Raw genomic sequence first — 14,108 nt, 5'->3', positions numbered from 1 at the left:
AAGGGCTGTTCCGTAACCCGCGGCGGGCTCACGACGCCTGGCACGGCACCTTGCCGCGTTGTCGGGATCGACCGAATACGGCCCGGTATGCGGTCGACCCTCCGCCCTGCGATGCACCGCACCAGACGCCGCTCGCTGATCCACCGCGGGTGACGGGACAGCCCTTAGGCGCCTGACGTCCGCCGGGCGGGTCAGCCGGCGGCCGGCGGGGCCGGTGCGGCCGGCCCACCGGGCGCCACGTGCACCTTCGGGCCCGGGCCCGCGCCTTCGGGGCGCTCGCCCGACAGGACTGCCGCCACCCCGTCCAGGCCGATCGTCGCCGCGATCAGCGGGCGCGGGTCGACCGCCCCCTCCGCGTACGCGCTGATCGTCGCCGCCAGACCGGGCGACGCGCTCAGGATGCCCCTGGCCGTGGCGTCCTTGAGCGCCAGCGCGCGGGTGTCCAGCAGGCTCGGGGTGCCCGCGAGGCCGATGAAGACCACCCGGCCGCCCGGCTCCACCCACTCCACCGCCCGGGCCGGGAGCGACTCCGCGTTGGAGGCGTCGATCACGGCCTCGTACGGGAGCCGCGGCAGCGACTCCGCCGTCCAGCAGCGGTCGAAGCCCAGGGACGCCGCGAACTCCAGGGTCTCGGGGTCGCGGCCCAGGAGGTGGACCTCCGCGCCCGCCCGACGCGCGAACATCGCGGCCAGCAGGCCGATCGTGCCCGGGCCCGTGACCAGCACCCGGTCGCCCGGTGCGAGCCCCGCCGCGCGCACCGCGCGCAGCGCGTTGCCGCCCGGCTCCACCAGGGCGCCCAGCGCGTCGTCGACCGTGTCGGGCAGGGCGTGCAACGACCACGCCGGGACGGCCAGTCGCGCCGCCAGCGCGCCGGCGCGGCCCAGGATGCCCACCTCCTGGCGGTCCTCGCACAGGTGCTGCCGCCCGCCCCGGCAGCGGCGGCAGGCGCGGCAGCCCAGCATCGTGTCACCCGTCACCCGGCGCCCCGCCCAGCCGGGGTCCACGCCCGCGCCGACCGCCGTGACCCGGCCCGACCACTCGTGCCCGGGGCGTACGGGGAACCGCGAGCGGCCGTCGCGGAGGTACTGCAACTCGCCCGAGTACAGCTCCACGTCCGTCCCGCACACCCCCACGCGCGCGACGTCCACGACCACCTCGCCCGGCCCCGCCGCCGGCGGCTCGACGTCCTCGACCCCGGCCCGGCCGGCGCCGTGCAGCACGAACGCCCTCAACGCCGGCCCTCAGTGCGACTCACGGCTCACCTCGGCGCCCGACGCACCCACCAGGAAGTCCAGGTCCGCCCCGGTGTCCGCGCCCAGCACGTGGTCCACGTACAGCCGCTCCCAGCCGCGGCGCGGCGCCGCGTAGCCCGCGACCGTCGCCTCGCTGGGCGTACGGGCCGCCAGCTCCGCGTCGGGGACCTCCAGCGTGAGGCTGCGGCCCTCGACGTCGAGGGCGATGACGTCCCCGGTGCGGACGAGCGCCAGCGGGCCGCCCGCCGCCGCCTCCGGCGCGACGTGCAGCACCACCGTCCCGTACGCCGTGCCGCTCATCCGGCCGTCGCAGACCCGCACCATGTCGCGCACGCCCCGCTCCAGCAGCTTGCGCGGCAGCGGCATGTTCGACACCTCCGGCATGCCGGGGTAGCCGCGCGGGCCGCAGCCGCGCAGGACGAGCACCGAGTCGGCGTCGACGTCCAGGTCCGGGTCGTCGATACGGGCGTGGAAGTCCTCGATGCTGTCGAAGACCACCGCCCGCCCGCGGTGCCGCAGCAACTCCGGCGAGGCGGCGGCGGGTTTGATGAGGGCGCCGGCCGGCGCGAGGTTGCCCCGGAGCACGGCGATCCCGGCGGCCGGCCGGAGCGGTGCATCGCGGGTGCGGACGACCTCGGGGTCCCAGATGCGCGCGCCGTCCAGGTGGTCCACGAGCGGGCGGCCGGTGACGGTGAGCGCCGCCGGGTCGAGCAGGTCGCGCACCTCGTTGAGGACGGCCGCCAGGCCGCCCGCGCGGTGCAGGTCGTCCATCAGGAACCGCCCCGCCGGCAGCAGGTCGACCAGCAGCGGCACGTCCGCGCCGACGCGGTCGAAGTCGTCGAGGCCCAGCTCCACGCCGAGGCGGCCGGCGAGGGCGAGGAGGTGCACGACGGCGTTGGTGGAGCCGCCGGTGGCGGCGAGCGCGACGATCGCGTTGCGGAACGAGGCGGCGGTGATGATCCGCGACGGGGTACGCCCCTCGCGTACCAGCTCGACCGCGAGCCTCCCCGACTCGTGCGCCGCCTCCAGCAGCCGGCTGTCGGGCGCGGGCGTGCCGGCCAGGCCCGGCAGGACCATGCCCAGCGCCTCGGCGAGCACGGCCATCGTGGAGGCCGTGCCCATGGTGTTGCAGTGTCCGCGGCTGCGGATCATGGACGACTCGGAGCGGGTGAAGTCCTCCTCGGACAGCTCGCCCGCGCGCACCTCCTCGCTCAGCCGCCACACGTCCGTGCCGCAGCCCAGCGGCTTGCCGCGGAACGTGCCGGTGAGCATCGGGCCGCCGGGGACGACGAGCGCGGGCAGGTCGACCGAGGCGGCGGCCATGAGCAGCGCGGGGATCGTCTTGTCGCAGCCGCCGAGGAGGACCAGGCCGTCGACCGGGTTGGCACGGAACATCTCCTCCGCCGCCATCGCCGCCATGTTGCGCCACAGCATCGCCGTGGGGCGCACCTGGGTCTCGCCGAGCGAGACCACCGGCAGCTCCAGCGGCACGCCGCCGGCCTCGTGTACGCCGTCGCGCACCGAGCGGGCGACCTCGGTCAGGTGGGAGTTGCAGGGGGTCAGGTCGGAGGCCGTGTTGGCGATCGCGATGTGGGGGCGGCCGGAGAAGGCGTCGTGCGGCAGGCCGCGGCGCATCCACGCGCGGTGGATGTACGCGTTCCGGTCCGTGCCCCCGTACCACTGGGCGCTTCGCAGCTCGGCAGCCATACACCGTCCTTCGAGTCGCAGGGGCGAACACCCGCACAGTAAACGGTTGCTCGCACGCTGCCTACCCGTCGGCGCCCGCCCGGCCTATTATCCCAACATGTCTTGGGAAAACGACTCGCCGCTCGTGCCGCTGCGTGCGCTGGCCAACCCGCTGCGTATCCGCATCGTTTCGCTGCTCACCGGCGCCCCGATGTCGGCGACGGAGGTGGCGGAGGAACTGGGCATCGCGCACGGCTCGGCGAGTTACCACCTGCGGCGGCTGGCGGAGGCAGGCTTCCTGCGCCGGGCCGGTGACGCGCCCGGGGCGGAGTCCGGCGGCGCGGCCCGGCGCGGACAGCCGCCCAAGCGGTACGAGTACGACCCGGACAGCGCGCTGCGCCTGGACCGCTCCGGCGACTCGGACCTGCTGCTGGAGGCGCTCTTCAGTGACCTGCGGCGCCGTGCCGCCGCCGCGGGCCGGCAGGTCACGAGCGCCGACGCGGAGGTCTGGCTGCCGCGCGAGACCTGGGCGGAGGTCTGCGCGCTGACCGACCGCGCCGTGCGGCTCGTCCACGACAAGGCGGGCCCGCCGCGGACCGGCGACGGCGTCCACGTCAGCTTCACCGCGATGCTGCTCGAACTCGGCGGCGCCCCGGACGGCGCCGCCGAGGGTGACCCCGGCCGCGCACCCCAGGGCGAGACCGGCCGCCCACGCGGCGCCGGGCCCGCCACCGGATCCGGCGGCGAACGCGGCTGATTCCCGCCCCCGTACGCACGTTTCGCAACCCCGGCCCACAGGAGTGCCCATGAACCCGTCCGTGCACGCCTCGCCCGCCTCTCCCGACATCCCCGCCGCCGACCTGGACGCGTACGCCGCCCTCGTCCTCGACGTCGCCGCCCCCGTCGCCGCCGACGACCTGGTGGCCGTCAACGCCGAGATCGAGCACGCCCCGCTGGCCCGCGCGCTCGCCGAGGGCGCGTACGCGCGCGGCGCCCGCTACGTCGACATCTGGTACTTCGACCCGCACGCCAAGCGCTCCCGCGTCCGCCACGCCGACGCCGCCACGCTCGGCGAAACACCCGACTGGCTCGACGCGCGCAACGCCGAACTCGGCCGCCGCCACGGCGTGCTGGTCAACATCCGCGGCGAGGCCGAGCCCGGCCTGCTCGACGACACCGACCCGGCCAGGGCCGGGCTCGACCGCATGCCCAACCTCCCCTCCCGTTACCGCCTCCAGCAGGCCGACCTCGTCCGCTGGACCGTCATCGGCTACCCCACCCGCTCCTGGGCGCGCCACGTCTTCGGCGAGGAGGACGTGGCCCGGCTGTGGGGGCACCTCAGGCACTTCCTGCGGCTCGACCGGCCCGACCCGGCCGCCGCCTGGCGGGAGCGGCTGGCCGAGCTGAAGGCGCGGGCGGCCCGGCTCGACGGGCTCGGCCTGGACGCCGTCCACTTCGAGGGCCCCGGCACCGACCTGACCATCGGGATGATCCCGGGCGGCTGCTGGGACGCGGTCGGCTTCGACAGCGCCGACGGCCGCCGGTTCGTCGCCAACCTGCCGTCCGAGGAGGTGTACACGACCCCCGACCACCGCCGGGTCGAGGGCACCGTGCGGGCCACCCGCCCGCTCGCACTCGCCGGCACGGTCGTCACCGGCCTGGAGCTGACCTTCGCCGGCGGGCGCGTCGCCGAGGTGCGGGCGAGCAGCGGCGCGGACGTCGTACGGGCCCACCAGGCGGCCGACCGCGGCGGGGCCCAGCTCGGCGAAGTGGCCCTGGTGGACGGGACGTCGCCGATCGGCAGGTCGGGGGTGACGTTCATGGAGACCCTGCTCGACGAGAACGCCACCTGCCACCTGGCCTGGGGCGCGGGCCTGCCGCAGACCGTGCCCGGCGCCGCGGGGCTGAGCGCCGGGGAGCGCGACGCGCTGGGCATGAGCGTCTCCGCCGTGCACACCGACTTCATGGTCGGCGGGCCGGAGGTCACGGTCACCGGCATCACCCGCGACGGCCGCCGGGTGGTGGTGTTGCGCAACGACGAGTGGCAGCTCTGAGGGCGCAAGGGCGCAAGGGCGCGCCGCCGTCACTCCGGCGCGAACACCCCCAGGGCGTCGTACGCGATCCACGACCCGCTCGTCTTGCGCAGCGTCAGCACGTTCTCGCCGGCCCTGAAGAGGTCCGCCGCCAGCGGCAGTTCGTACGACGACGGCTTCAGTACGCTGCCGGAGCGGGCCGCGTCGCCCTCCAGCGAACCGCGCGTCGCGCCGCCGCGGAACGCCAGCGTCCGCACCGCGCGGCCGTTGACCGCCAGCTCCGCGGTGCCGGCGGCGGTGGCGTGCGAGTCGATCAGCCACAGCGCGAAGCCGAGGTCCCGCTCCGGCGCGGCGGCCAGGTCGAAGCGGAGCGTGAACGTGTGCTCCCTGCGGCCGGCCCAAGCGTCGCCCGGGCCCGGGTGCAGATAGCACCAGTCGCGGGCGGGGTCGGAGGCGCCGTGGCGGAAGTCGACGTCCTCGGGGAAGGCCGCCGGGTACTGCGCGCTCAGGTTCGGCGACAGCGCGAACTCCAGCCCCCGGTGGTCGAACTCGCCGACCCGCGCGACCGGGCGGCCCGCGGCGAGCGACCGCTCGCTCGTCGCCGCCGCGGCGCGCGCGGGCCGGGTGCGGGCGCCGGAGTCGACGACGGCGACGACGGTGTAGCGGCGGGTCACCGCCTCGGGGCCGACGCGGTGGGTGTGGTGCGGGAAGAGCGTGCGGGCCAGGAGGGTGTCGCCGGCGGCGGTCAGCTCGTACACCTCGTAGTGGTCGACGAGTTGTGTGCCGCGGGTCCGGTACGGGCGCCACGTCAGCTCGACCGCGCCGAGCCCGCCGGCGGCGGCGAGCCCGGAGACGGAGCCGGGCGCGGGGCCGGAACCAGGACGCCCGGCGGCGGTGTGCGCGGTGGGTGTGGTCATGTCAGCTCACCTTCTCCATGCCGGGGCGGCCGTGTGCCACCCGGAAGCGGTCGAGCGCGAACCCGGCCGCCCCGTTGTCGGCCCGTACGTACGGCACCGCCCGGTACCCGGCGGTGACCGCGGCCGCGTCCGCGTGCCCGAGGACGTAGCCGCGGCGGCCGTCGTAGAACCGCATCCAGGGGTGCTGCATCCAGTCCTTCGTGTAGGTGTCCGTGGGCGCGCCGTCGCCGTCCGAGGCGATGGACGTACCGAGGAACTCGCTGCCCACGACGCGCGATCCGGGGTCGGCGAAGTCCGCGAGGAGGTCGCCGGCGATGGAGCGGTGGCAGTCGCCGGTGAAGACGACGGACGGCGCCACGCCCGGCTCGCCGAGGACGTCGAGGAGGCGCTGCCGCGCGGCCGGGTAGCCGTCCCACTGGTCCACGCGGTTCTCCGTCACCCGGACCAGGCCGACCTGCTGGAGCAGCAGGTTCCAGCGGGCACCGGAGGTGCGCAGCCCGTGGTACAGCCAGCGCTCCTGCTCCCGGCCGAGCATGGTGCGGCCGGGCGCGTGCTGCTCGGCGGCGTCGGCCGGCTTGGGGTCGCGGTACTGGCGGGCGTCCAGGACGTGCAGGGCCGCCGGGCCGTAGCGCAGCCGGCGGTGCAGCCGGGCGTCGGGGCCGTGGCCGAGGGCGAGCGCGGGCAGCGGGCAGTTCTCGTAGTACGCGCGGTACGCGACCGCCCGGCGGAGCAGGAAGTCCTCCTCGCTCAGGCCGTAGTACGACGTCTCGTCGGAGTAGTCGTTCTGCACCTCGTGGTCGTCCGGGGTGAGGATCCACGGCGCCGCCGCGTGCACGGCCTGGAGGTCGGGGTCCGACTTGAACAGCGCGTAGCGCAGCCGGTAGTCGGCGAGGGTGCTGGTCTCGGTCTCGTGGCGGGCGCCGGGCAGCGGGGCGCCGCGCCACATGTTGGCGGCGGTGATCCCGTACTCGTAGATGTAGTCCCCGAGGAAGAACACCACGTCCGGGTCCTGGGCGGCCATGTCGCGGTACGCGGAGAAGTGGCCGTGGTACCACGCCTGGCAGGAGGCGGTGGCGAAGGTGAACGAGCCGCGCGCGGAACGGGGGTCGGGCGCCGTGCGGAAGCGGCCCACGGGGCTGGTGCGGCCGTGGGTGCGGAAGCGGTAGAAGTACTGCCGGCCCGGGCGCAGCCCGCGGACCTGCGGGTGGACGGAGTGCCCCAGCTCCGGCAGCGCGACCGCGGAGCCGCTGCGCACCACCCGGCGGAAGCGCTCGTCCTCGGCGACCTGCCAGCCCACGTCGTAGCCCGCGCGCGGCATGCCGCCGTGGCCGTCGGCGGCGAGCGGGTCCGGCGCCAGCCGGGTCCACAGCACGGCGCCGTCCGCCGCCGGTTCACCGCTGGCGACGCCCAGGCGGTACGGGTCCTCGCGCAGCCGCGGCGCGCCGCCCGCGGCCTCGGCCCGCCCGGCGAGCCCGGCCCCGGCCAGCAGCGCGCCGACGCCGACACCCGCGGCCTGCAGGAACGAGCGCCGGCGCGGGGAATGGGGTGGTGAAGTCACCTGTGCCTCCCGGACGTTGTGCAGATCCGGAAGGATGTTCGCCGGGCGGGGTGGCCGGGGCGCGACGCGCAGGTGAAGGGCCGCGGGACGGCGGAGAGACGATCAACGGGGCGGCGCTGGCCCGCCCGTGGGCGTACGGGCCGTCAGCCGTACTGCGCGACGCGCCGCTCGGCGGCGTCGAGGTACTCGTTCAGCACCTGCCGGGAACGGGAGAGCGTCGTGATGTGCGCGTCGAGCCCCTCCAGCCGGTCGCGGAACTTGTCCAGCAGCTCGGGGCAGGGGTAGAAGTCGGGCCCCGTGCCGGTGGCGCAGGGCAGCAGCCAGGCGATGTCCTGGGTCGACAGGCCGGCGTCGAGCAGGCGCCGGATCTGGGTGACGGTGAGCACGGCGTCGTCCGTGTACTCCCGGTATCCGTTGCCGGAGCGCTCGGGCTCCAGCAGGCCCTGGGCCTCGTAGTAGCGCAGCTGGTGCGCGTTGACGCCGGTGCGCCGGCTCAGCTCGCCGATCCGCATGTGCGCCTCCTCGGCCCTCGGGACTTGACCTTCATACCGGTATGAACGTTGACCATTCTTCCATGACGACCGACAAGCACCCCGAGAACGCCTCCGAGCCCGCATCGGCCCCCGTCGCCGTACTCGGCCTCGGCCTGATGGGCCACGCCCTGGCCGCCGCCCTGCTGCGCGCCGGGCACCCCACCACCGTCTGGAACCGCACCCCCGGCAAGGCCGACGACCTCGTCGCCGAGGGCGCCGTACGGGCCGGCACCCCCGCCGAGGCGGTCGCCGCCGCCCCGCTCGTGATGGCCTGCGTCACCGACTACGACGCGCTGCACGCCTTCCTCGACCCCGTCGAGGAAGCCGCCCTCCGCGGCCGGACCCTCGTCAACCTCACCACCGGCACCTCGGCGCAGGCCCGCGACACCGCCGCGTGGGCCGCCGGGCGCGGCCTCACCTACCTCGACGGCGGCATCATGGCCGTACCCCCGGACATCGGCACCGCGGCGGCGACCATCGCCGTCAGCGGCCCGCGCGCGGATTTCGACCGCCACGCGCCCGCGCTGCGCGCCCTGGGCGGCGACGTCCTGCACCTCGGCGCCGACCAGGGGCGCACGGCGCTCTACGAGATGGCGGTGGTCGGCCTGATGTGGAGCATGCTCAACGGCTGGCTGCACGGGGCCGCGCTGCTCGGCACCGCCGGGGTGTCCGCGGCGGAGTACACCGAGATCGCGTCGAAGGGCATCCCCGCCGTCGCCGGCTGGCTCCCGGGCTACGCGAAGCAGATCGACGCCGGCGCCTTCCCGCCGGACGACGCCACCCTGGACATCCACCGGGTCTCGATGGCACACCTCGTTCAGGAGAGCGAATCCCTCGGCGTGAACGCGGAGTTTCCGGCGCTGATCAAGGCGTTCGCCGACCGGGCCGCGGCGGCCGGGCACGGCGGCGAGGGGTATCCGGTGATGATCGAGGAGTTCCGCCGCCCGGCGGCGAAGCCGCAGTGACACCCCCGGAATACCACCCACGGACCAGGACTTGGCAACGGTTATGACCACGACCTCGTACGACCCGCGCGCGCTGCTCGCGGAGAGCCGCCTCGGCGTGCTGGCCACGCTCAAGAAGGACGGCCGCCCGCAGCTCTCGCCCGTCATGCCCTTCTACGACCGGGACGCGGGCGTCCTCCACGTCTCGATGACCGAAGGCCGCGCGAAGACCGCGAACCTGCGCCGCGACGCCCGCGCCGCGCTGGAGGTCACCGCCCGCGACGGCCGCTCCTGGGCCACCGCGGAGGGCACCGCGACCCTCGTCGGGCCCGGCACCGACCCGCACGGGCCGGAGGTCGAGGCGCTGGTGGACTACTACCGCGCGGCGGCGGGGGAGCACCCCGACTGGGACGAGTACCGCGCGGTGATGGTCTCCGACCGCCGGGTGCTGATGACCATGACCGTCGACCACGTCTACGGCGAGCGGCTCGGCTGACGCCCGCACGCACACCGGGGTGACGGGCGGCCGCCCGTCACCCCGTCCGCGTCCCCGTCCCCGCCCCGGGCCGCCGTCCGGGAGCGTCATCCCCGCGGCTGACGGGGCGCGGCCGCGTACTCGCTTCTCAGTACGCGGAAGTGCCGTACGGGCGACGACGACGGCGCGGGGTCCCCGCGGAAACGCTGGAGGGGTCCTTCGAGACCCCAGAAGCGGAGACCCCTTCCCATGGCGACCTTCCTGTACCGGCTCGGCCGGTTCGCCTTCCGCCGGCGCCTGCCCGTGGCGCTGCTGTGGGCGGCCGTCCTCGCCGCCGCCTTCCTCGGCGCGACGAGCGCCGGAGACCCGCCCGACGACTCCTCCTCGATGCCCGGGATCGAGGCCCAGAGCGCGTACGACCTCATCGACGAGCGCTTCCCCGGCGCCGCGGCCGACGGGGCTGACGCCCGCGTCGTGTTCGTCGCGCCGGAGGGCGGGAAGATCACCGCGGGCCCGGCGCGCGCGGCGGTCGACGCCTTCGTCGCGGACGCGGCCGGTGCGCCGCAGGTCGCCGCGGCGGAGAACCCCTTCGACGGGCAGGGCGTCAGCGACGACGGGACGACCGCGTACGCCACCGTCACCTACGCGGTCGCGGAGGACGACGTCAGCTCCGCCGCCCGGGCGGCGCTGACGGACGCGATCGAGGAGGCGCGGGACGCGGGGCTGACCGTCGAGGCGGGCGGCAGCGCGCTGGAGTCGTCGGTCTCCGCGGGCATCGGCGAGGTCGTCGGCATCGCCGTGGCCGCGGTGGTGCTGCTGATCACCTTCGGCTCGCTGGCCGCCGCCGGGCTGCCGCTGATCACCGCGGTCGTCGGGATCGGCGTCAGCATGTTCGCGATCACGGCCCTGGGCAGCGCGCTCGGACTCTCCTCGACGGTCGGCGAGTTGGCCATGATGCTCGGGATCGCGGTCGGCATCGACTACTCGCTCTTCGTCGTCTCCCGCTACCGCGAGGAGCGGGCCGCCGGCCACGAGCCGCGTGAGGCGGCGGGCCGCGCGGCGGGCACGGCGGGGTCCGCGGTGGTGTTCGCGGGGTTGACGGTGGTCATCGCGCTGGCCGGCCTGTCCGTGGTCGGGGTGCCGATGCTGACGAAGATGGGGCTGGGCGCGGCGGGGGCGGTGCTCGTGGGGGTGCTGGTCGCGCTGACGCTGGTGCCGGCGCTGCTGGGCTGGTGGCCGGACGCGGTGCTGGCCCGCCGCGCGCGGAAGCCCGGACGGCGCGGGTCGTGGCGCGTCCGGGGGAGGGGCGGCGCGGGGCGTACGGACCCTTCGGGCCGTACGGCCGCGCCGGAGGCCGCGCGGACCTCGGACGGTCCGGATGCGCGGCACGGTACGGGCCCGGATCCCGCGTCCCCGTCGGCCGCGCTCGGCGTCCGCTGGGCCCGCTTCGTCCTGCGCCGCCCCGTCCCGGTGCTCCTCGCCACCGTCGCCGGCCTCGGCCTCCTCGCCGTACCCGCCGCCGACCTGCGCCTCGGCATGCCCGGCGACGAGGCCAAGCCCACCTCCACCACCGAGCGCCGCGCCTACGACGCCCTCGCCGCGGGCTTCGGCCCCGGCTTCAACGGCCCCCTCACCGTCGTCGTCGACGCCCGCGGCGCCACCGACCCGCGGGCCGCCGTCGCGGAGGTCTCCGCGGCGCTCGACGCCACCGACGGCGTCGTCTCCGTCTCCCCGCCGCGCTTCGACGAGGCCGGCGGGACGGCGGTGCTCACCGCCACCCCCGCCACCGCGCCCACCAGCGAACGCACCAAGGACCTCGTCCACGACATCCGCGGGCAGCGCCCCGCGACCGAGGCCGCCACCGGTGCGACGTACGAGGTCACCGGCGCCACCGCGCTCAACATCGACGTCGGGCAGAAGCTCCAGGACGCCCTGGTGCCGTATCTGGCGACCATCATCGGCCTGGCGTTCCTGCTGCTCCTGCTGGTCTTCCGCTCCGTGCTCGTGCCGCTGAAGGCCGCGCTCGGGTTCCTGCTGTCGGTGCTCGCCGCGCTCGGCGCCGTCGTCACCGTCTTCCAGCAGGGCCGTCTGGCGGGGCTGTTCGGCATCGAGCAGACCGGGCCCATCATGAGCATGATGCCGATCTTCCTGGTGGGCATCGTCTTCGGCCTGGCCATGGACTACCAGGTCTTCCTCGTCTCCCGGATGCGCGAGGCGTACGTGCACGGGGAGGACGCCCGGGACGCCGTCGTCAGCGGCTTCCGGCACAGTGCCCGGGTGGTCGCGGTAGCCGCGGTGATCATGATGGCGGTCTTCGCCGGGTTCATGACCGGCGGCGAGCAGGTCATCCGGATGATCGGCTTCGGGCTCGCCGTCGCCGTCCTCTTCGACGCCGTCGTCGTCCGCATGGCGTTCGTGCCCGCCGTGCTGGCCCTCCTCGGCAGGCGTGCCTGGTGGCTGCCCCGCTGGCTGGACCGCCTGCTGCCGCGCGTGGACGTGGAGGGCGAGGCGCTGGGCCGCGGGACGCCCGGCCCCCGGCCGGCCCCGGACGGCGGGGCGGGCCGCGACCTGACGCGCGTCTGACGCGCCGGGCCGTAGGGTCGGCTGCCCGCACCGCGTGTGCGGCGGCCGGCCCCGGGCGCGTACGACCACGAGCCGGTCCACCCGAGGGGAGAACACGGTGTTCCCCACCTGGTCGCGGTTCACCGACCGCCACCCCCGCCTCGTCGAGGCGGCCCTGCTGCTGCTTGTGACGGCCGTCACCAGCAGGCAGCACGCCGGCGCCGCCCACGGCTGGGCCGCCGGGCAGCCGCTGGTGGCCGCCGCCCTCGTCCCGCTGCTGTGGCGCCGCCGCCACCCGGGGCCGGTCGTCGTCGCCACGGCCGTGTGCGGGGCCGCGTCCGCGGGCCTGGGCTACCCGCTCTCGCTGCCGCTGCTCGCGCCGACGGTCCTCGCCCTGTACGAGCTGGCCGTACGCGCTCCGCAGCGGACCGTCTACGCCCACTACACCCTCGTCCTCGCCCTCGTCGTCCCCGTCGCGCTGCTCGCCGAGAACGAGGGGCAGGACTGGGCCGAGGAGTCCGTCGGGCCCGTCTTCTGGCTGCTGCTGCCGGTGCTCGCGGGCATCGCCGTCCAGGCGCGGCGCGCCTACCTCGACGCCGTCCACCTGCGCGCCGAGCACGCCGAGCGCACCCGCGAGGAGGAGGCGCGCCGCCGGGTCGCCGAGGAGCGCGTACGCATCGCGCGCGAGCTGCACGACGTCGTCGCCCACCACATGGCGCTGGCGCACGCCCAGGCCGGCACCGCCGCCCGGCTGGTACGGACCCGGCCGGGGCAGGCCGAGGAGATCCTCGGCGAACTGACCGGCACGACGTCGGCGGCGCTGCGCGAACTCCAGGCCACGGTCGGCCTGCTGCGCCAGCCCGGCGACCCGGACGACCCCGGCACCGCGACCGGAGGCGGCGGACCGGGCGGAACGGTCGGCTCCGGGGAGCCGCTGGAGCCGGCGCCGGGGCTGGGCAGACTGCCGGAGCTGGTCGCCGCGTTCGCCTCCGCGGGGCTGCCCGTCACCGTCGCCGCCGAGGGTGCGGAGCGGCCGCTGCCGCCGGGGCTCGACCTCACCGCGTACCGGATCGTGCAGGAGGCGCTCACCAACGTCGCGAAGCACGCCGGCGCGGGCGCGGCGCGGGTGCGGCTCGCGTACGCCCACGACCGGCTGACCGTCAGCGTCAGCGACGACGGCGGCGCCGGCCGGCCGCCCCCGCCGCCGGGCGGCGGGTTCGGGCTCATCGGCATGCGCGAGCGCGCCCGCACGGCGGGCGGCAGCCTGCGCGCGGGCCCGCGGCCGGACGGCGGCTTCACCGTGACCGCGGAACTGCCCCTGCCCGTACGGCCGGAGCCCCCGGTTCCGCGGCAGCCCGGTCAGCAACCCGAAGAGAACCCCGAGCAGGACCCCGAGACCTCCGGAGAGCCCCGATGACCGTCCGCGTGCTGCTCGCCGACGACCAGGCCCTGCTGCGGGCGACGTTCCGGATACTCCTCGACTCGTACGCCGACCTGGAGGTCGTCGCGGAGGCCGCCGACGGCGGCGAGGCCGTCGAACTCGCCCGCGCCCACCGCCCCGACGTCGTCGTCATGGACATCCGCATGCCCGGCACCGACGGCCTCGCCGCGACCGAGGCGATCTGCGCCGACCCGGAGCTGGCGGACGTGCGCGTGCTCGTCCTCACCACGTTCCAGACCGACGAGCACGTGGCCCGCGCGCTGCGGGTCGGCGCGGGCGGCTTCCTGGGCAAGGACGCCTCCGCGGACGAACTCGTCGACGCCGTCCGCACCGTCGCCGCCGGCGACGCGCTGCTGTCGCCGGCCGCCACCCGCGCGCTCATCGCCCGCTTCCTCGCCACCCCCGAGCCGGGCGCCGCCCGGGCCGTACCGGAGGACCTGGCGGTGCTCACCGCCCGGGAGCGCGAGGTGACGGCGCTGGTCGCGCAGGGGAAGTCCAACGCCGAGATCGCCGCGGAGCTGGTCGTCAGCCCGCTGACCGTACGCACCCACGTACAGCGCGCGAAGACGAAGCTCGCCGCCCGTGACCGCGCCCAACTCGTCGTCCTCGCCTACCAGTCGGGACTGGTACGGGCCCGGGAGTGAGCCCCGCGCCGCGGCCCGCCCGGGCGGGAAGCGGAAGCGGCCCGGGGAGGGGGCTCCCCGGG

12 protein-coding genes are annotated in these 14,108 nt (G+C 76.0%); 7 read left to right on the top strand and 5 right to left on the bottom strand.

Features of this window, described 5'->3' with window-relative positions:
* Positions 1-191: 191 nt before the first annotated feature.
* Together LG396_RS21315 and LG396_RS21310 are read right to left on the bottom strand one after the other, a co-directional pair.
* Positions 192-1,232 carry a zinc-dependent alcohol dehydrogenase gene (locus LG396_RS21315; protein ID WP_225795964.1) on the bottom strand — a complete coding sequence of 347 codons (1,041 nt, stop codon included), beginning with the start codon at positions 1,230-1,232 and terminating at the stop codon, positions 192-194.
* Positions 1,233-1,241: 9 nt separating this feature from the next.
* Positions 1,242-2,960, bottom strand: a complete 1,719-nt coding sequence (locus LG396_RS21310; RefSeq protein WP_225795963.1) for an IlvD/Edd family dehydratase — start codon at positions 2,958-2,960, stop codon at positions 1,242-1,244.
* Positions 2,961-3,057: 97 nt separating this feature from the next.
* Here LG396_RS21310 and LG396_RS21305 point away from each other — a divergent pair, with 97 nt between their 5' ends.
* On the top strand, positions 3,058-3,696 hold the full coding sequence (locus tag LG396_RS21305) for an ArsR/SmtB family transcription factor (protein ID WP_225795962.1): 639 nt from the start codon (positions 3,058-3,060) through the stop codon (positions 3,694-3,696).
* A 49-nt stretch (positions 3,697-3,745) separates the two neighbouring features.
* Positions 3,746-4,993, top strand: a complete 1,248-nt coding sequence (locus tag LG396_RS21300; RefSeq protein ID WP_225795961.1) for an aminopeptidase — start codon at positions 3,746-3,748, stop codon at positions 4,991-4,993.
* Between the two features lie 29 nt (positions 4,994-5,022).
* Here LG396_RS21300 and LG396_RS21295 read toward each other — a convergent pair whose 3' ends face one another.
* The 3 genes from LG396_RS21295 to LG396_RS21285 all read right to left on the bottom strand — a co-directional run bounded on the left by LG396_RS21295 (position 5,023) and on the right by LG396_RS21285 (position 7,959).
* On the bottom strand, positions 5,023-5,889 hold the full coding sequence (locus LG396_RS21295) for a polysaccharide lyase family protein (protein ID WP_225795960.1): 867 nt from the start codon (positions 5,887-5,889) through the stop codon (positions 5,023-5,025).
* A 1-nt stretch (position 5,890) separates the two neighbouring features.
* Positions 5,891-7,447 (bottom strand): alkaline phosphatase D family protein, encoded by a 1,557-nt coding sequence (locus LG396_RS21290; protein ID WP_037751826.1) that lies wholly within the window; start codon positions 7,445-7,447, stop codon positions 5,891-5,893.
* A gap of 143 nt (positions 7,448-7,590) precedes the next feature.
* A complete protein-coding gene (locus LG396_RS21285) occupies positions 7,591-7,959 on the bottom strand; it encodes a MerR family transcriptional regulator (RefSeq protein WP_018835161.1) in 369 nt (122 codons plus the stop codon).
* Between the two features lie 62 nt (positions 7,960-8,021).
* Here LG396_RS21285 and LG396_RS21280 point away from each other — a divergent pair, with 62 nt between their 5' ends.
* From LG396_RS21280 to LG396_RS21260, 5 genes are all read left to right on the top strand, one after another.
* On the top strand, positions 8,022-8,945 hold the full coding sequence (locus LG396_RS21280; protein ID WP_225795959.1) for an NAD(P)-dependent oxidoreductase: 924 nt from the start codon (positions 8,022-8,024) through the stop codon (positions 8,943-8,945).
* 43 nt (positions 8,946-8,988) lie between these two features.
* Positions 8,989-9,420 (top strand): PPOX class F420-dependent oxidoreductase, encoded by a 432-nt coding sequence (locus LG396_RS21275; RefSeq protein ID WP_027742238.1) that lies wholly within the window; start codon positions 8,989-8,991, stop codon positions 9,418-9,420.
* A 228-nt stretch (positions 9,421-9,648) separates the two neighbouring features.
* On the top strand, positions 9,649-11,982 hold the full coding sequence (locus LG396_RS21270; RefSeq protein WP_225795958.1) for an MMPL family transporter: 2,334 nt from the start codon (positions 9,649-9,651) through the stop codon (positions 11,980-11,982).
* A gap of 97 nt (positions 11,983-12,079) precedes the next feature.
* Entirely contained in the window at positions 12,080-13,378 is a 1,299-nt protein-coding gene (locus LG396_RS21265; RefSeq protein ID WP_225795957.1) for a sensor histidine kinase, read from the top strand.
* Positions 13,375-14,046 carry a response regulator transcription factor gene (locus LG396_RS21260; RefSeq protein ID WP_037751818.1) on the top strand — a complete coding sequence of 224 codons (672 nt, stop codon included), beginning with the start codon at positions 13,375-13,377 and terminating at the stop codon, positions 14,044-14,046. Before LG396_RS21265 ends, LG396_RS21260 begins: the two co-directional genes overlap by 4 nt.
* The last annotated feature ends 62 nt before the right edge of the window (positions 14,047-14,108 follow it).

The sequence above is a fragment of the Streptomyces aculeolatus genome, assembly GCF_020400605.1.
GTDB classification, from domain to species: domain Bacteria; phylum Actinomycetota; class Actinomycetes; order Streptomycetales; family Streptomycetaceae; genus Streptomyces; species Streptomyces aculeolatus.
This window is presented reverse-complemented; position numbering and strand designations above follow the sequence as displayed.